This is a genomic window from Shewanella sp. VB17, from assembly GCF_013248905.1.
Lineage (GTDB): Bacteria > Pseudomonadota > Gammaproteobacteria > Enterobacterales > Shewanellaceae > Shewanella.
Genome location: NZ_JABRVS010000001.1, coordinates 1413397 through 1433807, shown reverse-complemented (window position 1 = coordinate 1433807; position 20411 = coordinate 1413397). Strand labels below are relative to the sequence as shown.

Annotated in this window: 18 protein-coding genes; 5 read left to right on the top strand and 13 right to left on the bottom strand. The window is 41.1% G+C overall.

Annotation, left to right across the window (positions count from 1 at the left end; genetic code table 11):
- Positions 1-42 precede the first annotated feature (42 nt).
- Complete coding sequence (gene glnB / locus HQQ94_RS06040) at positions 43-381, bottom strand: nitrogen regulatory protein P-II (protein WP_173293576.1); 339 nt, start codon at positions 379-381, stop codon at positions 43-45.
- Between the two features lie 306 nt (positions 382-687).
- On the opposite strand from glnB, the gene HQQ94_RS06035 reads away from it, so the two are divergent.
- Together HQQ94_RS06035 and HQQ94_RS06030 are read left to right on the top strand one after the other, a co-directional pair.
- Positions 688-1200, top strand: a complete 513-nt coding sequence (locus HQQ94_RS06035; RefSeq protein WP_173293569.1) for a GspH/FimT family pseudopilin — start codon at positions 688-690, stop codon at positions 1198-1200.
- A gap of 130 nt (positions 1201-1330) precedes the next feature.
- On the top strand, positions 1331-1858 hold the full coding sequence (locus HQQ94_RS06030) for a GspH/FimT family pseudopilin (protein WP_173293568.1): 528 nt from the start codon (positions 1331-1333) through the stop codon (positions 1856-1858).
- Between the two features lie 52 nt (positions 1859-1910).
- Here the strand turns inward: HQQ94_RS06030 and HQQ94_RS06025 are convergent, their stop codons facing one another.
- The 12 genes from HQQ94_RS06025 to murJ form a co-directional block, all read right to left on the bottom strand.
- Entirely contained in the window at positions 1911-2201 is a 291-nt protein-coding gene (locus HQQ94_RS06025; RefSeq protein ID WP_173293566.1) for a TapY2 family type IVa secretion system protein, read from the bottom strand.
- The gene (locus HQQ94_RS06020; RefSeq protein ID WP_173293565.1) at positions 2201-2587 is read right to left on the bottom strand and encodes a type IV pilin protein; all 387 of its coding nucleotides are present in this window, start codon (positions 2585-2587) and stop codon (positions 2201-2203) included. Before HQQ94_RS06020 ends, HQQ94_RS06025 begins: the two co-directional genes overlap by 1 nt.
- Positions 2588-2613: 26 nt before the next feature.
- On the bottom strand, positions 2614-6141 hold the full coding sequence (locus HQQ94_RS06015; protein WP_173293563.1) for a pilus assembly protein: 3528 nt from the start codon (positions 6139-6141) through the stop codon (positions 2614-2616).
- A 2-nt stretch (positions 6142-6143) separates the two neighbouring features.
- Positions 6144-6572, bottom strand: coding sequence for a PilX N-terminal domain-containing pilus assembly protein (locus tag HQQ94_RS06010; protein WP_173293562.1), 429 nt, complete (start codon positions 6570-6572; stop codon positions 6144-6146).
- A gap of 46 nt (positions 6573-6618) precedes the next feature.
- Positions 6619-7599 carry a PilW family protein gene (locus HQQ94_RS06005; protein ID WP_173293561.1) on the bottom strand — a complete coding sequence of 327 codons (981 nt, stop codon included), beginning with the start codon at positions 7597-7599 and terminating at the stop codon, positions 6619-6621.
- A complete protein-coding gene (pilV, locus tag HQQ94_RS06000; RefSeq protein ID WP_217274002.1) occupies positions 7600-8175 on the bottom strand; it encodes a type IV pilus modification protein PilV in 576 nt (191 codons plus the stop codon).
- Positions 8176-8377: 202 nt separating this feature from the next.
- On the bottom strand, positions 8378-9328 hold the full coding sequence (gene ispH, locus HQQ94_RS05995; RefSeq protein WP_173293560.1) for a 4-hydroxy-3-methylbut-2-enyl diphosphate reductase: 951 nt from the start codon (positions 9326-9328) through the stop codon (positions 8378-8380).
- A 3-nt stretch (positions 9329-9331) separates the two neighbouring features.
- Positions 9332-9754: an FKBP-type peptidyl-prolyl cis-trans isomerase gene (gene fkpB, locus HQQ94_RS05990; protein WP_173293559.1), complete on the bottom strand. Its 423-nt coding sequence runs from the start codon at positions 9752-9754 to the stop codon at positions 9332-9334.
- A gap of 5 nt (positions 9755-9759) precedes the next feature.
- On the bottom strand, positions 9760-10287 hold the full coding sequence (gene lspA, locus HQQ94_RS05985) for a signal peptidase II (protein ID WP_173293558.1): 528 nt from the start codon (positions 10285-10287) through the stop codon (positions 9760-9762).
- Between the two features lie 116 nt (positions 10288-10403).
- The gene (ileS, locus tag HQQ94_RS05980; protein ID WP_173293557.1) at positions 10404-13226 is read right to left on the bottom strand and encodes an isoleucine--tRNA ligase; all 2823 of its coding nucleotides are present in this window, start codon (positions 13224-13226) and stop codon (positions 10404-10406) included.
- Positions 13227-13261: 35 nt separating this feature from the next.
- On the bottom strand, positions 13262-14197 hold the full coding sequence (gene ribF / locus HQQ94_RS05975; protein WP_173293556.1) for a bifunctional riboflavin kinase/FAD synthetase: 936 nt from the start codon (positions 14195-14197) through the stop codon (positions 13262-13264).
- A gap of 96 nt (positions 14198-14293) precedes the next feature.
- Complete coding sequence (gene murJ / locus HQQ94_RS05970) at positions 14294-15853, bottom strand: murein biosynthesis integral membrane protein MurJ (protein ID WP_173293554.1); 1560 nt, start codon at positions 15851-15853, stop codon at positions 14294-14296.
- Positions 15854-16099: 246 nt separating this feature from the next.
- Here murJ and rpsT point away from each other — a divergent pair, with 246 nt between their 5' ends.
- The 3 genes from rpsT to HQQ94_RS05955 all read left to right on the top strand — a co-directional run bounded on the left by rpsT (position 16100) and on the right by HQQ94_RS05955 (position 20403).
- Complete coding sequence (gene rpsT, locus HQQ94_RS05965) at positions 16100-16366, top strand: 30S ribosomal protein S20 (RefSeq protein WP_173293553.1); 267 nt, start codon at positions 16100-16102, stop codon at positions 16364-16366.
- A 190-nt stretch (positions 16367-16556) separates the two neighbouring features.
- Positions 16557-17954 carry a M28 family metallopeptidase gene (locus tag HQQ94_RS05960; RefSeq protein ID WP_173293551.1) on the top strand — a complete coding sequence of 466 codons (1398 nt, stop codon included), beginning with the start codon at positions 16557-16559 and terminating at the stop codon, positions 17952-17954.
- Positions 17955-19332: 1378 nt separating this feature from the next.
- Complete coding sequence (locus HQQ94_RS05955) at positions 19333-20403, top strand: DUF262 domain-containing protein (protein WP_173293549.1); 1071 nt, start codon at positions 19333-19335, stop codon at positions 20401-20403.
- Positions 20404-20411: the final 8 nt, after the last annotated feature.

Sequence of the window (20411 nt, the reverse complement as noted above, 5' to 3'; positions counted from 1 at the left end):
CAGATGCCTATCTAAAAATGCCTAGATAATTGAACTATATAATTAAACTGCTTCTTCATTTTCTTCACCAGTACGGATCCGAATGACTCTCTCAACCTCTGTTACGAAAATTTTGCCGTCGCCTATTTTACCTGTTCTCGCAGTGTCGACAATGACCTCTATGGCTTGATCAAGTAAATCATCCTGAATAATCAGTTCAATCTTAACTTTAGGCAAAAAGTCGACCATATATTCAGCCCCACGATAAAGCTCTGTGTGGCCTTTTTGACGACCAAAGCCTTTAACCTCTGAAACAGTCATTCCTGTGATACCTATTTCAGCAAGTGATTCCCGCACATCATCTAATTTAAATGGCTTAATAATGGCTTCGACCTTTTTCATCAAACTCTCCTATTTACTTGCTTAAGTGGGTAAAACTATCGAGTCACTCAGCTTAACATGTGGCAGGCTTTCCCCAAAGGCAAAATGTCACCTCACTGAAACCTGACTCCTTCCAACAGATAAAAACAACGATAAGAAACTTATTTTTCACTTCAACAACGAGTCAGTCATCTTCTTTATAAAAAATACTGGCCCGTAAATAATGTCGTCTATAATAAAATGAGTTTAGCTTATTGGTCGTTGTCTACCAATTTAGCTGAACACTGACTAACAGGATGTTAGCCAAGCAACTTTCAAGGATGAAACATGCAGAAGCAAATAGGCCTCACATTGGTTGAGGCCATGGCCACATTAGCCATATCGACCATTGTCATCTCTGTCGGTGTCCCGAATTTTCAATCACTTTATGAATATTTTCGCTGTGACACTTCAACAAGAAAAATACAACAAACACTTAAGTTAGCGAGAAATTATGCGATCAGTTATTCAAGTCAGGTAACAGTCTGTCCTATTGAAAGCAACAAATGCTCCCGTAATTGGCAACTTGGCCTCACTATTTTTACTGACCTAGGTGAAAAAAACACCATTGACGGTACCGACAATATAATACATAAAACAGGCCCTTTCTCATCCAAAGATTTCATCATATATAACAGGCGATCAATTCGATTTCAACCAACTGGACTTGCTTCCGGCACTAACGGTACCTTGCGCTATTGCCCATCTAAAATAAACAGTGAGTACTCCAAAGCGATAATAATCAGTCAAGCTGGTCGAATTCGCTTTTCAAAAAAGAACAATATCACTTGTGGTAATTAAGGGTAACAGGCTATTGCAAGTATAGATAAAAAATAAAGTAAATTCATTAGTTTAGAGTTTTTCTTTTGAGCGACAGATAAAATACCTATTTACGCTTATACTTAAAGCAGTACATGCGAGGATTCTTACCATGCTAACGTTAAAAGAAGGATTCACCATCATTGAATTAATGGTAGCGCTTGTTATAGGGACAACATTGATCACTATTGGTGTTCCCTCCTTCTCCAATATGTATCAAGCCTATAGAGCTGATAGTGAAATAAGAAAGATCCAACAATCCCTCATGTTCGCCAAAAACCAAGCCATCAGTTATGGTGCAAGAGTCACCCTATGCCCTATTTCAGGCGCAGCTTGCAATGCGAATTGGAAAGACGGATTCAGTATTTTTATCGATAATGGCACACCAGCAAATATAGATACAACCGATGGTGTAACAGATCGCGTGATTAAACAAATTGCGCCATTTAATGACAACGATTTTATTACCTATACAGGAAACTCCATTATTTTTACACCTGATGGGTTAATATCCACTAACTCTACAGCAGGTACATTTTCCTATTGTCCTGGTTCAAAAAGCAGTAACAACTCAAGAGGGGTTGAAGTCAGCTTATCTGGGCGAGTTCAGCTTTCTGAAGCAGCTATCAACTGTAATTAACCTCCTCCTTCTACGACGAGATAACATTTATAAAAAGTGTTAACGACGACGGCTAATAAACTGTTATTTTATCCATTTTCTGTGCATCGATAGCGTTAAAATCTTGTTCAATTGTGACACACTCATCAACAGTTTTTATATAATATGTCTTACCTTTATTATTTTTATTGGTGCGCCCAACTAAAGTCGCAATATTTAATTTAATCTCTTTTACTTGCCATCGATAAAACACAATCTTATCGCCATCTGTTGATTTAACAAAGCATTTATAATCTTGCTTTTCACTGGCAAAAAGCGGCACAGAAAAAAATAAAACAAGTAACAAACTATGAAAGGTTTTCATTACCAACACCCCGCAGGAGTTTTAACCCCCGTATCTGTCATTTGAATGGTTGCACAAACGGTATCTCGAGTCGCCTGAATGCCTTTCGCCGTTGCGATAATCAAATAACCAGCGGTACCTGTTGAATCAATGCTATATAAAGCATTATCGGTAATAAAAGGATCCGCTCCCAAACCCAGTGCATTCATATCTTCAGCATAGACTCGATTATCAAGATAATATTGCTCTTGCAAGTTGGCGATCCGAAGGATCGCAGCTTGACCTTCCGAGCGAGCACTCTGGGCAACATTGTCAATATATGAAGGATAAGCCACAGCCACTAAGATACCTACAATCGCAATACCAACCATCAGCTCTATTAGCGTAAAACCCTTGTTAATATTCATGTTCCCTCTCTCTTTGGTCACTTCATCTACTCATCTACATGGTAATAGATTTTATTCACACCTAGCCCTGCACCGACATTAATTGTTCCCGTTGATTCCCCATCTTCTACGTCTCCTTTACCCACACCGATAATATAAATATGAGATTCATCCCCCTCATCTGGAGCTGGGATCACTATTTGTGGCGTATCTGGCACTCGCTCTCCTAATTCATAATAAATATGCTCATAGCTTCTGGTGCCTTTATGTAAATCAAATAGGTAAAGTCTACCTTGCCCAGAACTACTACATACCAGATCAGAAATGGCATTAACCGATGGAACAAATGATGTAAAAAACACTTTCCCATCGACTATCAAGGCTGCAGTTAATGACTTTTCACCCGCTGAGGTAAAATCATAATACCAACCAAGCTTAGTGCCAAAGCTAATGTTCTCAGACTCAGTTACTGGGGGGGCCGAAGTAACGTTATAAAGTAAACTAAAGTCGATAACCTCTGGGGCGGTTTCACCCACCAAACTTCGTGTTGTTACGTTACGGTCTTGCAATACAAAAAATTTATCCAAGGTATCATAGCTAGTTGGGTGAGGACGATTACCACTGCCTATGACGACTGCATCATAAGGCACATTTTGATATGAAGTCGTCGTCGTGGTACCTGTATCATCTGTGATCTCCACTTTTGAAATATTACTGAATGTGGTCTGAGCCACTACGGGCTCAGCAAAAAAACGTCTATCACTGGTTAATGTGCCCCCACCTAATTCAGCAAATTTATAACCACTCCATTGACCCATATTGGCGCTATCTAAATCCATTCGCCATACATTCCCCCCCACATCAGTAGCATAAATACGATCGGTTGCACCATCATTGTTACTGTCTAAAATCGCCACTGAATTGGGGATACTATCCAGCATCCCAGCAATTTTAGTCCCACCACTGCCCGTACCAGTAAAAGCATGAATTAACCCACCAGAATCAGCATCAACAATATAAACAGCTTTACCGCTAATCGCAGCAGTACCAGGAACCGTTGCTGCATCATAAAGAGAGCTATCGTATCCACCGCCAAAAATTAAAACCGGCCCAGTGTGCCCTGGCACATGAGTCACAATAGGATCTGACCAAGTTTGTCCAAGCTCACTAAAACCATCGGTATTTGGCGTAATAATCCATTTTACTTTTGGTGAATCAGGCGATGAGATATCTAATGCATAATAAGATGAGCCACCACGCCGCATCCCCATAAATACCCAAGCTTTATTCACCTTGCCTCCTGCATCTGTTTCAGTATAGGCCACAGGCGAGCCATCCATACCGTAAACTGAATGGCCACCATTGGCGATATTCTTCCTCAAAATAGGCACATGGCTCAACAGCTCGCTCGGTATAAACGCCCAACTCTCTTCAACAGCGCTTCCGCTATCCTTAAACATGTGCACTAAACCTTGGTTAGTGCCTAATATAATACGAATATCTGGGTTTGCTTTTGTACCAAAATTTAGCGCTAACGGTTTAGAATGTAACGGATCGCCCATAATATCACTTCTAAAATCAGTGACACTGCCACCAGAATTATCCAGATCGACATCATAGCCATATAACCATTTAACAGTATCATTCACATCAGCTTCAACGATCCCCATATTCGTCGACAACGTTGAACTAGCAACCTGAGATAAATGAGACATAGGATTAGTAAGGTTAGAATAAATAACCCTTGCACTGTTACCCGTTGAAGGGGTTGCTTGTTGCAGGGCCTCTATCACACCGCCCTCTATGACCTTTTTGCCATCAGCCTTAGGCGTACATGAGCTCCAGAAGGTACAAGCAGTATCTTTAATATCCCCCGTATCGCCTATCGCTACCGCGCCATTTTTATCCACTAGCACACCACTTCCTGTCACCTTGAGCTTTTTCAGGTTACCACTCCACCTTGGTCCTCTTCCAGGAAGAAACATGGCATAGTAGGCAGAATCAAATGTTTGAGTTCTATCAAAGTTATTACTGGCGATACTGGGGGAAGTAAAGCTCGCATCCGTTTCCATAATAGTAAGTAAAGCCTCATTCAAAGCGGCCGCTAATCCTAGCCCACCTGTTGCTGAAAAATACAGCCCACCCCCTCTTCTTGCCGTTTCTTTCAATAATGGTGCAGCATCTGCAGCCCCTGCGCTAAAGCCAATAGTGAAGGTCTTAACCGTTTGCATATGCTCAGTGGTCGTGCCGTCACTCAAAGTTTCTGGCAATATGATTAAATCATTATGGTAAAGATAACTGGATAAGGCTGCGAGATAATTTGGAGTAGAAAGGCTTTCTGAAAAAGAGGTGTACAATGGCGCGACAACTTTATCACCGGCTTGTTCTGTCACCCCACTTGCAGTCAATAAGGCGATATCAGTATCGGCAAAGGTATCCTGACTTGGCACACCGTCGGTGATATAAATAACATAAGCCCCATCAGGACATAATCTAAATGGGGATATGTAATTAGAACCCGATTCAGCTGTAATATCTCTTGGGGGATTATTACCATCATACCAATTTGAATAATCGGAATCCTTTTTACCATATAAAACTGATTTACCAGAAAAATATCGATATGCTTCAAAAAGAGTTTCACACAAGGGCGTATTAGTATCAGCAGGTATGCCATCAATGGTCGATAATAAGGCACTTTTGGATGAGGTGGTCATTTTCTGAATTTTAGATACAATTCGACCGCCATCTCTATCCCCTTCAGAGGGGTAATCCATATTAAATAAAGCCAAACCAAAATCGACAGAAGTATTAGTATTAATCACCGTTTCTATCGCTGCCTTAGCAATATCTAAGCGAGATGCGGGGCCGGTAGGCAGTACTCCTGCTACTGCAGCCGCATGCCAACGAAGATAATTAGCCGTGTATAACGTCACCGCTTCACCTAACCCAAGCTGTGTATCTGCCCCTGTCGTACTGTATGGAAGAGGAGTATTGCCCTGCTTAACACCGTCAATAGGGAAACCATTAGGATGGGGAGTTCCATCTTTATTTTTAGCATTTACTGGGTCATTTTCTTGAATATCTTCTAAACAATCTATCGTATCAAAATTAGCACCACTGTTATCTCTAAGCTCTCCCCAAGATCCAGATTGCCCCTGCAGTCGATACTCTCCAACAAACCCAGTAAAACGGCCATACTTCTCAATGAGCGCCCAGCTTTGATGGCAGCCATTAATATCTTTTAAAAAACGTTTTGAATCTGAAGGGCTTAGAGGTATATCAGTTCCAGCATTATCAATACCAGCTCCTTTGGTAAAATAGATTTTATCATCTTGATACGCATGTGCAGAGCTGATTGCCTCATAAGTTTCACTCGCATCATATGCGTCAGGAGTATCCTCTTCAATCGTCCCCATACTGCCAGAGTTATCAAAAATGATCAGCACTTTAGGATTAGCGCCTGTTCGTAATGAGGACTCCACAACATAAAGCTCAGTATCATCAGCAAATATCCCTGCCGACATTGCCACTAAAGCAAATAAAACTGCACACACCAAACGTTTAATCTTCATCTTTACCCCCCAGAGAGCACTTCTTGCTCTACTCCAGCAACGACGATTAACCGCCCCATATTGCTTCTTCCAAAACTAGACACGCTAGAGATCTCCGAGCGACGACAACTGACTAAATTGACAGAGCTTGAGTTTGCACTGCGTTGGCAACTTACATCGTCAAGTTGTAAAGGAGTAATGGTACTGGTAACCCCTAAGATCGTACCAGCATTAAAGACGTCCGTTAAATTGGAAAGCGCGACCCCTTGATGAGTATTGATAACACTGTCTAAGGCACCGTGAGCCGCTGCCATAGCTTCAATACGCTCAGAGCCTGCTCCTGCCATTCTGATGGATTGAGTAGAGTTAACAGCAAGAGCGGTGCCAATCACAGTCATGATGACCAATATGATCAGTGAAAAAAACAGGACGATTCCTTTTTGATTTTTCATTAATTGACTCCAAACAATTTAACACAGCATGTGAAACAGACTGTGTTTACCTCATTAACACTGGGTTTTCTAGTACCACGGTAGTCGACACCACTTTTCGTCTATAATGATCACTGGGGGCTAAAATCGTTTTATCACCCAATGTATAACTGGTATTGTTAGTGTAGTGATTATCTTCTTCGACCGCCCTTATTAACACAAAGACCCTTATCGCAACAAGGCGTTGAAAAAGTTCATTGTCCCACATCAAGTTAGTGACATTTTGCACCGGCATAAAGCTATCAGCAGTGTTATCACCATCATTATCAAACCCATACAAAAACCTTATATTTTCAATACCTTCAACCAGTTGATCTTCATTCGCCATCCCGTTATTAACACTTAATGTTCTCCGTCTTAATACTGGAATATCATCATCGTTAGCGATATAGTAAATATGGTGTTGGTACTCCCAAAATCTTGCATTTGGTAACACGGGCCAAGCTGATATTCCGGCAAAAAATATCGCTTGATTAGGCGTCGCAGCAACGTAATATCGAGTAGTAAGGTTAGGCGTCGTGGTCGCTGGACCGATAAATCTTTTTATTTGTAATACGTCGGTGCCACTATTAACCCCATTAAGACAGGTAAAAGAATCACCACTTACCCCACTTTCGTAACCCCAGAGACGCCTAAAATGAGACGGATTATTATTGGGTAACGACGCATTGTTTGCCCCAGCACCGACACAATCATTGTTAACTCCCCCTGCAGGAATTTGCGTATTAGTCCCCAGTATAAAATCTGTTCCTGTCATGTCTCCCATGAAGCCCAGTTGGCTAATATCTCTTTCTATTAATGCCAGTGCAATTCGACCATTTTCTTGCAGTTGATTGAATTGACTTGTTGTTGTTACATTAGTTGCAGACATAGTAAACATCGAGAACAATCCAGCAGAAAGAAATAAGCTCATCACCATAGCAACCATCAACTCAACTAACGAGAAACCTGTCACGAATTTCTGTTTTTGGCCGATGAGATTTGCCATCTATATAATCACTGTATTGATTGAATAAACGCGGCGCCGTTTATTGCTACTGCCACAATTCTTAATAAAAGCAGCGCCATCACCTGCTGCATTCTCTGCACCATCTGAAAGCGATCGGATCCCTCTCCACGTCATCACCACAAGGACCTGACCATTGGCTTGAGCTTCAATACACGCAGTAGGAGTATCTAAGCCACCAACATCGCGACCACTAATTTTTTCAGAAGCCCCACTGAATAATTGTTCCCAGCTGTACAAATCCCACGCACGAGTTTCTGCATTGCTGCACACCACTGTAGCCATACCCACTGCAATATCACAAGAGGTACTTGGCTGTGTAAGCTGCCCCGTATAAATGCCATTATAGGTCAGTAATTGTGTGCGATTCAGTTTCATGCGATTGATAATATCATTAGTATAATAAGAGGCTTGAGTCTGTTGAAATGATTCAAAGCTGCTTCTTTTAGAAACAAGATGTAGATTAAAAATACCGATCAGGCCTATCACTAATATCACCAGCGACACTAACACTTCAATTAAAGAGAACCCCTTTGTCTGGTTATTTACATACGTCAAAGTTACCTCTTTACCTATTTTGCTCTTTCAAAAATAGAACATCAGCGACAACAATCGCCACTTAGATTAATGGTAGTTTAATTGATGATCTTACCTAGGAATATTAATGTCTAAAAAATACCTTAACTAGAACACAAGTGAAAATGCAGCAATAAAAAAGGAGGCTATTAGCCTCCTTTTTTTAAAAGATAAACTTTCTAAATTAAGGTCTTAATTCAGCTGGAACCGCAAAAACAATGTCCTCTTTGCGTCCTTCAACTTCTGTCACGACACTGGGTGCTAATTTAGCAATAGCCTTTACCACTTGCTGAACAAGTACTTCTGGAGCTGATGCCCCTGCAGTAACAGCGACTTTTGCCACACCTTTAAACCACGTTGAATCTATGTCATCTGAATTATCGACTAAATAAGACTGGGTTCCTCTTTTCTGAGCCAGCTCACTAAGACGATTAGAATTAGAACTATTTTTAGAACCTACAACAATAAACAAGTCTACATCATCAGCAATGTTTCTGACCGCATCTTGTCTATTTTGAGTCGCGTAGCAAATATCATCTTTACGCGGCCCTTCAATGCTTGGAAAACGCTTTTGCAGCGCCTCAATAACATCTGCAGTGTCATCCATGGACAAGGTTGTTTGGGTCACAAAACAAAGATTATCCGGATTTTTGACCACGAGTGATTCAACATCGACTGGCGATTCAACTAACAAGACGCCACCGTCAGGATTATCGTACTGACCCATGGTTCCCTCAACTTCAGGGTGCCCTGCATGCCCAATTAGGATACATTCAATCCCTTTACGGCTTGCTCGAGTGACTTGTAAATGAACCTTAGTTACAAGAGGACAAGTTGCATCAAATACTTTCAACCCGCGATGTTTAGCTTCAGCTCTCACCGATTGAGACACACCATGGGCACTGAAAATCACAATGCTATTATCAGGGATCTGATCAAGCTCTTCGACAAACACTGCCCCTCGCTCTTTCAGATCCTCCACAACATAACGGTTGTGTACCACTTCATGACGAACGTAAATGGGCGCTGGAAATAACTCCAAAGCACGTTCAACAATACTAATTGCCCGATCGACACCCGCACAAAAACCGCGTGGATTCGCCAGTTTAATCTGAAGATTATTCTTTACTTGCATATGCTATAACACCTGCACAACGTCAAGTTCAAAAGTCACCACTTGTCCTGCTAATGGATGATTTAAATCAACGGTCACTGAGTCACCAGCAATCTCACGGATCATGCCGGGGATCTCACTTCCACCAGGTCCTCCAAAACTAACAATGACACCAGGTTCAAGTGACATATCTGCTGGAAATTTACTTCTGTCCATATGATGGATCGCATCTGGATTCGACTCACCAAAAGCATCCACAGCTTGGAGTGTAAAACGATGTTTATCACCTTCAGATAAGTTTATTATCTGAGCTTCAAATGCTGGACTTAACGTGTCATCCCCCACATTAAGCTTAGCAGGCTTACCTGACGCTTTAGTGCTATCAGCAGTCGAGCCATCTTCAAGTATGATATTCATATGACATAATATAGAACGTGTATCAGCCAATGTGATTACTCCTTCGCAGAATGATTATTTTGAGCTTGCTTTTTTTTGTCGTTTCTATCTGTAATAATGGAATCGATGATAATTAAACCTGCACCAATGCAAATTGCAGAATCAGCAATATTAAACGCAGGAAAATGATTACTTTTCCAATAAAAATGTAGAAAATCAACCACAAACCCATGCTGCAATCGGTCAATCAAATTGCCTAAAGCCCCACCAATCACTAAGGTATAGGCTACATTTAAGCGCCACATCTGCAACGGTTGCTTTCTTAACCAAACCGTCAAGAGAGTACTAAAACCTAACGCGACAATCGTAAATAGCCAACGTTGCCAACCACCAGCATCACTTAAAAAACTAAAAGCCGCGCCGTAATTTCGTAAATAAGTAAAATTAAAAAAAGGCAATAGCTGTACAGATTCACGCAATTCAAAATGAGTTAATACCCATTGCTTAGATAATTGATCGGCAATAAAAACCAATACAACAACCCAATACCAACGCAAACCACTCTCTTTCCAGTTAGTTGGCATTTATCGATCCTTTTTACTCTTAGGTTGGTATGATCAAGATTTTAAAAATAGAACTTTTAAAACCTCACAACAACATTGCAAAAAAACAACGGCTCCGAAGAGCCGTTACTCTAGCTTTAAGCGAACTGACGAACTTCGCCATCACCTTCGATGTTTGTGACGCAGCGAGTACACAAGGTTGGATGCGATTCAACTTGCCCCACATCTTCCCTGTGATGCCAACAGCGCTCACATTTTTCTGTTTCAGCCTTTTTCATCACCAATTTAAGCGAACTTAATTCGGTTTCAATAGCCTCGGCAGGTGCCGCTGACAACGCGAAAATTTGAGTCTTAGATGTCAGCAATACAAATCTAAGTTCATCACCTAAGGTGGCTAAAGTCGACGCTAGCGCTTCATCAGCAAATAAGGTGATCTCAGCTTCAAGTGACCCACCGACCTTTTTCTCACGACGCGCTTGCTCAATGACCTTATTGACTTCAGCACGTACCGCTAATAGTGTTAACCAATATTCGTCACTAAGATCTGTCTCTGTCGTCACGGATCTCAACCCTTGAAACCACTCTTGAGTGAACACGTATTTTTCACGTTTACCTGGCAGTAATTGCCAAATTTCATCGGCTGTGAAAGTAAGAATAGGTGCTACCCATCGAACCATCGCTTCTGAAATTAAATACAAAGCACTTTGACAACTACGACGAGCATGGCTGTCACCTTTGGCGGTGTACTGCCTATCTTTAATAATATCTAAGTAGAAGCTGCCCAATTCGACTGAACAGAACTGCATTAGCTTCTGTGTCACAGTATGGAAGTTATACTGCTCATAAGCTTCAAGTAGTTCTTCTTGTAACGCTGTCGCGCGGCGCACAACCCAACGATCCAGTGCAACCATCTCTTCGACTGGTACTGTATCTTGCTCAGGATCAAAACCATTAATATTAGCAAGTAGAAATCTTGCCGTGTTACGAATACGTCGATACGCATCAGCACTGCGATTTAAAATCTCATCAGACACCGTCATCTCGCCAGTATAATCAGTCGCGGCAACCCATAAACGCAAAATATCGGCGCCAAGTTTATTGGTCACCGTTTGAGGCGCTATCACGTTACCGATAGATTTTGACATTTTACGGCCATTACCATCGACGGTAAAACCATGAGTCAGCACTTGTTTATAAGGTGCCTTACCATTCATCGCGGTAGAGATCATCAAAGATGACATAAACCAACCACGATGCTGATCGCTACCTTCTAGGTAAAGATCAATCTCATGGCCTTGATATTCAGGACGTGAAGCTACAACCGATGAGAAAGAGGAACCAGAGTCATACCAGACATCTAACGTGTCAGTCACTTTACGGTATTGTTCCGCTTCATCACCTAATAATTCAGCTGCATCAAGATCCCACCAAGCTTGGATCCCTTCTTGCTCAATCTTATTGGCCACTCGCTCCATTAATGAAGTGCTGTCTGGATGGATTTCTTCGGTTTCACGGTGAACAAATAAGGCGATTGGTACCCCCCAAGTTCGCTGACGAGAAATACACCAATCAGGGCGGTTTTCTACCATTTTTTCAATGCGATTTTGACCCCAATCTGGGATCCATTGCGTCTTATCTATTTCATTTAGCGCTTGCTTTCTAAGGCTGTTTTGCTCCATAGAAATAAACCACTGTGGCGTCGCCCTAAAAATAATAGGCGTTTTATGGCGCCAGCAATGTGGATAACTGTGCTGAATATTTTCATGCTTTATTAAGGCATTCTTCTCTTTGAGAAACGCAACAATGTTGTCATTTGCCTTAAATACATGCTGACCGGCAAAAATATCAGTGTCTGATTTATACACCCCATTATCGCCAACAGGATTGGCCACTTCAATTCCATACTTCTGACCGACCACGAAATCATCTTGACCATGACCTGGTGCTGTGTGCACGATCCCAGTACCTGAATCAACCGTGACATGTTCACCTAAAATAACCGGCACATCAAAATCATAAAAAGGATGATTAAATCTTAATAACTCCAAGGATAAACCAGTAGCTTTACCTAATACCTTATGCGCACTAACGCCATAGCGCTCCATGCATGACTCAACCAAAGGCTCAGCCAAAATCAGGTTTCTGGTTTGATCACCAATCATGCACTCAACTAAGGCATATTCAATGTCAGATGCAATGGATAATGCACGGTTAGCAGGCAGCGTCCAAGGGGTCGTGGTCCAGATAATCATGGATATTTCACCATGGCACTCATCGACACCAAATTTAGTCAACAAAGTGGTTTTATCAACAGCGACAAAAGCGACATCAATGGCAGGCGAGGTCTTATCTTCATACTCAACTTCTGCTTCAGCAAGAGCTGAGCCACAGTCGATACACCAATGCACAGGCTTAACACCTTTGTGTAAGTGACCACTATCAATCACTTTTGACAAAGACCGCACAATATTCGCTTCTGTGCTGTAGTCCATTGTCAGGTAAGGATTATACCAATCACCAAACACACCTAGACGGATAAAGTCATCACGCTGTCCATCAACTTGTTTTGCTGCATATTCACGGCACTTAATCCGAAATTCTGCCGCGGTCACTTTATGCCCAGGCTTACCCACTTTTTGCTCAACTTTGAGTTCAATAGGTAAACCATGGCAATCCCAACCTGGAATATAAGGGGCATCAAAACCAGACAAGGTTTTAGATTTAATAATAATGTCTTTTAAAATTTTATTGACTGAGTGACCAATATGAATACTGCCATTCGCATAAGGAGGTCCATCATGTAAAACAAAAGGCTTACGACCAATACGACTTTCACGGATCTGTTGATACAGATCATCTTCAGCCCAAGATTTCAACATAACCGGCTCACGATTAGCCAAATTACCACGCATCGGAAACTCTGTTTCCGGCAAATTCAAAGTAGATTTATAGTCGCTCATTAATCCTATACCATTCATGTTTGCTAATTTAAGGTTTAGCTTGCATCGAAGCCAAGCAGATCTTTGGCTTTATTTACATCATTGTTAATTTGTGTTTTCAGCGCTTCCAGAGACTGGAAAGGCTGTTCATCTCTAATTTTTGCTACTAATTCAACTTCGACCGTACGTCCATACAGATCGCCATCAAAATCAAAAATGTGTACTTCCAATTGGCACTTTTGTCCATTTACCGTAGGCCTAAAGCCAACGTTGGCAACACCATCATAAACATCACTATTGTCCCAATACAAGGTCACCGCAAATACGCCCCTTACCGGACTCACTTGACGCTTCAAAGCAATATTTGCCGTAGGAAACCCTAAGGTGCGTCCTATCTTCTGACCATGAGCAACCCGGCCACACAAAGTAAAAGGATGACCCAATAAGCGCCTTGCCTGCTCCATTTTTCCTTTAGCAAGCAACTCTCTAATCTCTGTAGAGCTCACGCGTTTATCACCAAGAAGGAAACTTTGCATGCTCACCACGGCAAATTGATGTTTTTCGCCTGCCGACCTAAGCATCTCAAAATTGCCAGCTCTCTCCTTACCGAAACAAAAGTCGTCGCCGACAACTAAGTATTTAACCCCAAGAGACTTCACTAGTAAGGTGTCAATAAAATCTTTCGCTGACATTTCAGCAAACCTAGCATTAAAATTGATGCACACTAAGCGATCTATGCCGAGCTCTTCAAGCAAGACTATTTTATCCCGCAGAGTACTTAATCTCGCGGGGGCATTTTCTCCCCTAAACATCTCTTGCGGTTGAGGCTCGAAGGTCATCAAAGTGGCAGGTACGTTTAGCTTTCTCGCTTTTTCTACGAGCTTTGAAATAACTTCAGCATGACCACGATGCACACCATCAAAATTACCAATGGTGAGAACACAACCGTGATGTGCTGGTAAAATATTATTTATACCGCGGATTAGTTCCATTACATTTATAACTAGCAAGCCTAAGTGTGCGGATTATATACTAGCTGACATGGATTATCAGCAATGATCTGACTTGGTATCGTGTATCGCTGTGATTTACAGACCCGTTTTAATTTTCCAAGGGCGGATCCCTAGCACTATCATACTCACAAGATAACTCCCAACACCAGCCCCAATCAAGGCTAAAAGTGTTAAAGCACGCTCGGTAAACATTTGTTGCAACCAACTATTTTGATTCGGTATAAATTGCATTAACACCATACTCATCACCATACAAGATATCACTGCTTTACCAAAAAAGAGCCCTGTTTGCTTACTGACTTGATAAACTTGAGCTTTATGCAGACCTCTGTATAACAACGCCGCATTTAACAAAGCCGACAACGAAGTCGCTATTGCTAGGCCAACATAACCAAATGGGATAGCAAAAATCACATTAAACACCATGTTACTTACCATCGCAATAATCCCGTAGCGAACGGGTGTTTTGGTGTCTTGTCTAGAATAATACCCCGGCGCCAACACCTTAATAAGCATAAAACTCAGCAAACCGCTGCCATAAGCCATCAAGCTATAAGAAGCCATGTCAACATCATCAATAGTAAAAGCCCCCCGCATAAATAAAACCATTAACATAGGTTTAGACAACAATATCAAGCCACACATGGCAGGCATACCCAATAAAAGAATCGCTTTAACCCCCCAATCCATGGTTTTTCTAAATCCGTCACCCTCATCATTCACATGCTTTTTAGACAATGCAGGCAAAATCACAGTGGCTATCGCAATACCAAATAACCCTAAGGGGAACTCTAATAATCTATCAGAATAGTAAAGCCAACTGATTGATCCCGTCATCAAATAGCTGGCAATAAAGGTATCAAATAGAAGATTAATTTGTGACACCGAGACGCCAAAAATAGCTGGGATCATTAAGGTTCGAATTTTCACAACACCAGGGTGATGCCAGCCCCAAGAGGGCTTAACTAAGGCTTTTTCTCTAAATAGAAAAGGAAGCTGAAATAAAAATTGGATGACCCCACCAAAAAAAACACCAAGCGCAAGCGCTAACTCAGGTTTGTCTAACTCGGGCGCAAGAAAAAGAGCCGCACCAATAATAGTAATGTTTAAAAATACAGGCGTAAATGCAGAAACGGCAAACCGACCTCGAGTATTGAGGATTGACCCCGCCATCGCCGTAAAAGTGATAAACCATAAATAAGGGAAAGTTATTTTTAGCAGTAGCGAAGCCAGTTCAAATTTTTCACCGTCAGGTTCACCATTAAGCCACGCGACAAACCAGCCATTGCCGAATAAAGCCATCAATAATGGCGATCCAATGACACCGACCACCGTCACAATCGTCACTAAAACACCCAATGTTCCTGTGACTTTAGCGATAAGCTCTTGCACTTCTGCATCGGTATTTTTTTGCTGATATTCGGTAAATACAGGTACAAATGCTTGCGCAAAAGCACCTTCTGCAAATAATCGTCTTAAAAAGTTGGGGATTTTATTGGCTAAAATAAAAACATCTGCACCACTTCCGGCCCCCATGAGATTGGCTATAACCACATCCCTAACCAGCCCCATGACACGAGAAACGAGTGTCATCGCACTCACGATAACCCCTGACTTAACTAATTTTTTATTCAAAATAGGCTCTAGATTGTATCAAAAATTTCAGTAAAACAATCGCAATCATTGCTTATCCTCTGTCACCTTCCGGCAATTCCTGCTAGAATCGCGCTCCATATTACACGAGTTAGGTCGAAGATAGCCAAGCAGGTTGAATTAATTTATCTTTAAGATAAAGATTCAACCATTGTCATTGACAAAGTGACAAAAATGAGGCATATTCCCGACCTTTAAAATATCTAACCCTTTTATAGGAGTTGCACCTTGGCTAATAGCAAGTCTGCAAAGAAGCGCGCGCTTCAATCTGAAAAGCGTCGTCAGCATAACGCTAGCCGTCGCTCAATGTTACGTTCATACGTAAAAAAAGTCATCACAGCTATCCACGCTGGTGATCACGCTGCGGCGACTGAAGCATTTAATGCTGCACAACCAATCCTTGACCGTATGGCAACTAAAGGCCTTATTCATAAGAATAAAGCTGCCCGTCATAAGGCTCGCTTAAATACTAGAATTAAAGCACTTGCTGCTTAAATTTCTAATTTTGCGATAAAAACCGGCTTAGGCCGGTTTTTTTATACTCTTTATTTCGATACCCCCCCGCTCTTTGCATGACGCTAAAAAAATCGACATAACCACTTGAGCAATCCTATCGAGACACCGCTCATATTTTTTGCTAAATTATTGTCAAATAATAAAATACTCATAATAAAAAAGGGACATTATGCAAAAGCATTGCCGTATTTTTCTCACCACGTGTCTGTTAACCCCACTGTTAGCATGCCAGTCACCACCCAAACCCGAAAACATCGTGGCAGCACAACTACAGCAAAGCGCCCTTACCTCAAACCTCGCCTATGAATTAGTCGAATCATTAACCGTTGAAGTAGGACCAAGATTGGCGGGCAGCAACAAAGATCTAGTGGCTGTTCACTGGGCTGAAAACAAACTCAATCAATTAGGTTTCGATAAGGTATATAAAGAAGCGGTTCAGGTCCCCGTTTGGTCTCGTGGATCCGCCAAAGCTGAACTCATCTCCCCTTACCCACAGCCGATAGTGATCACCGCTTTAGGTGGCAGTATTGCAACCCCAACACAAGGCATAACCGCCCCTATTGTGCGTTTTGATAGCTTGGCAACATTAGAGTTAGCGCCAGCAGATAGCATTAAGGGGAAAATTGTTTTTATCGACGATGTCACTAAAAGGTATATAACAGGTAAAGGATACAGTGAGACAGTAGGAGGACGCTCTAAAGGGGCTGTTGCTGCCTCAAAGAAAGGCGCAGTTGCGATTGTAATACGTTCAATTGGAACCGATCACGATCGCATGGCTCATACTGGCATGATGCGCTACCAAGACGGAATAACAAAAATTCCTGCCGCTGCAATGTCTAATCCTGATGCTGATCAGATTAACTTAATGCTTAAGCGCGATCCTAATGTAGTATTAACCCTTACCATGTCACCACAAAGCCAAGGGGATTCGACCTCTTATAATGTAATTGCTGAAGTCACAGGTAGCAGTAAACCTGAAGAAATAGTACTCATTGGCGCGCACCTAGATTCTTGGGATGAAGGGACAGGCGCGATTGATGACGGCGCTGGTGTCGCCATCGTCACTGCTGCAGCAAAGTTAATCCAGCAACTCCCCAATAAACCCGCTCGCACGATACGCGTTGTGCTTTATGCCGCAGAAGAGGTGGGTATCATTGGCGCTAAAGCTTACGCTAAAGCACATAAACATGAACTTGCTAAACATTATATTGCCGCAGAGTCAGATTTCGGTGCAGGCAGTATTTATCAAATAGACTATCGCGTCAACGAAGCAAACTTAGGGGCATTACACCAACTCAGTGCCGTTATGACAAATAATGGACTGATACTGGGATCAAACACAGCATCGGGTGGCCCTGATGTATCCATATTACCAGCACAAGGTGTGCCTGTAGCCTCCTTAAAGCAAGATGGCCGAGACTACTTTGACTATCATCACACTCCTAATGATACACTGGATAAAATAGACCCTGCAGCACTACAGCAAAATGTCGCCGCATACGTACAATTTGCTTATCTGATGGCACAATCGGATGTTGAATTACGCCCAATAGCGACGACTCAATAGCGGTTAGCTTAAGCCATCGTTTATCATCACGGTGGCTTTTCGCTTCGAATGAAGCAGATCACATTTTCTGTTTTGATTTATTTGGTATTGGATATTGGATATTGGGTATTTAGGTGGAATGTTGAAAGTCGTACCTTCAGGTTCCCTATCGCTTGCTCAGCGGGATCTGTGCACCTTTTTTAACAAAGGTCTGTGACACGCTGCAAGTACATCTGACCGCCACGGACGGTGGCAATGCCTCATTCAGTATGGAACTGAATAGGCCAGTGAGCTCTGCCAAAACCTCTGACCTACAAGGATGTGGGAAATGCCTAGAAATGTAAGGAACATTTCCAGCATTGTTTTGGAAGCTCGCAGCCATATCTACACCCGTTATTTCAAGCAAGTGTGTCTCTTCAATTTGGCTTTATTAGTGATTTATCTAGCACGATTATCTAACCATCCTGACACAAGAACCTTAAGACAGTCCATAAAACTGATGGACATATTCTAACCACAAGGATAGGTTAAAAATATTATGGGTGTCCACTCAGTGCAATTGCAGCGATTAAGTAATAACAATAACAATAACAATAACAAATGCACTTTAAAATCAACAACTTAGAGATTTCCATACTCGGGGGGGGGTATTGTAGGTTATAAAGGGTAAGTTTGCCTTATGTTAACTATGGGTTGTTAACTATGGGTGGCTTAGTTAGCTGCTCAAACATTGGGATTTAAAGTGATTGACCTAAAACGGGTACGCATACAAACATTACCGCTTGGTCAGCTCAAAAAAGGCGAAATGCGACCGTTATTAAACGATGAAATAGCAGCACTAAAATCGGAAAAATTTGAATAAAGACTAAACACATTGTTACGCTTCTGAGTTAACATTATTGGATTGTAAGTAAACGTGTCTCTTCGATTTTAGCTTGTGGTTGAGCTTGCTAACTTATTATTGCCCCTTTATCATTTTTGCAGGCTAAAAGACAATCAAACTGAATAAGGTTTTTTCTTTAGAAAAGCTAATCTGAAAGGTTTTTACATAATCTAGAAGTTATGCCTGTCCCATCTCTTCTCATAAATCGTTGGATTGGCGCATCGATAATACTAACTGTTAAACATTAACTCATTATTATCAATGGTTTGTAATATATATAAAAGTGCTATGCAGACCTCGTAAACACCTATGCATCTTTTTTATCTGCTAAATTGTCATATTTAACCTGTATTTTTTGTTAAATAATATATTTACAACAAACACTTACAAGTGATATTTTGGCGAAGAAACTTACAAGAAAGCAGGAGGTTATCCTGCTGCTAATCAATAAGCTGTTAGCAGCCTCACTGGAATCGAGTGGATATTTATCAAGCATCATAACAAAATGGAGTAAACATGCTTAGTGAACAAAAATTAACTGATATAGAAAAACAAATATTAGATGAAAAGAAAACTGTAGATTTTGATACAAGAGAATTTACAATCGAATTCTTAGTTCAAAAATATTTAACCGATATTGAAACAGAAGAAAACGATATATTTGTTCCTGAATATCAACGTGATTTTGTATGGGATGAAGTACGTCAATCACGACTAATAGAATCAATTACTTTAGGGCTTCCAATTCCTATCGTATTTATGGCTGAAGATGCTCAAGGTCGACTTGAAATTGTAGATGGGTCGCAGCGAATAAGAACATTAGCTGCATTTATCTCGGACGATCTAAAGCTAATGAGACTCGAAAAGCTGACGGAACTAAATGATTTAACGTTTAGTGATTTACCTAAATCTCGTCAGAAAAAAATTAAGAATACCCCAATAAGAATGATCGTTCTTTCTGAATCAGCTACAGAAGAAGTTCGAAATGATCTATTCGAGCGTATAAACCGTGGAAGTGATTTACTACGTAACATGGAGAAGAGGAAAGGTATTTATCCAGGAACCTTTAATGATTTTATTTACAAAGAATGTGCAAAAAATCAATTGCTTGTTAAGTTAGCTCCTTTAGGGAAAAGTGTAATAAATAGACAAGAACACGAAGAGTTAATTCTTAGGTTTTTCGCATTAATGGACACATATCCTAAATTTCCTACATACGGACGAGGCATTGGTGTAATGCTCGACGAATATATGGAAGCTAAAAATAAGACTTTTACTTCTGACGAAAAGGAAATAAAACAGAAGCAATTTAATGATATGTTAAAGTTTGTTGATGATGTTTTTGAAAGTGGCTTTCGTAAGAAACATGGAAGTTCAATAACTCGAATTCTCTTTGAAGCAATTTCTGTTGGTGTACATTTAGCTCTTCAAAACGGTAATGCCCTTAATACATCAAAACTGGACGCAGGTGAGTGGCTTAAAGATCAAAGTTTCAAACGTCTAATCTCTGGTACGCACCGTACTCATAGCCCAGATAAAATTAACAAGCGCATAGATTTTGTAAAACGTCAGTTAATTAATAGGTAGGTGGCAGC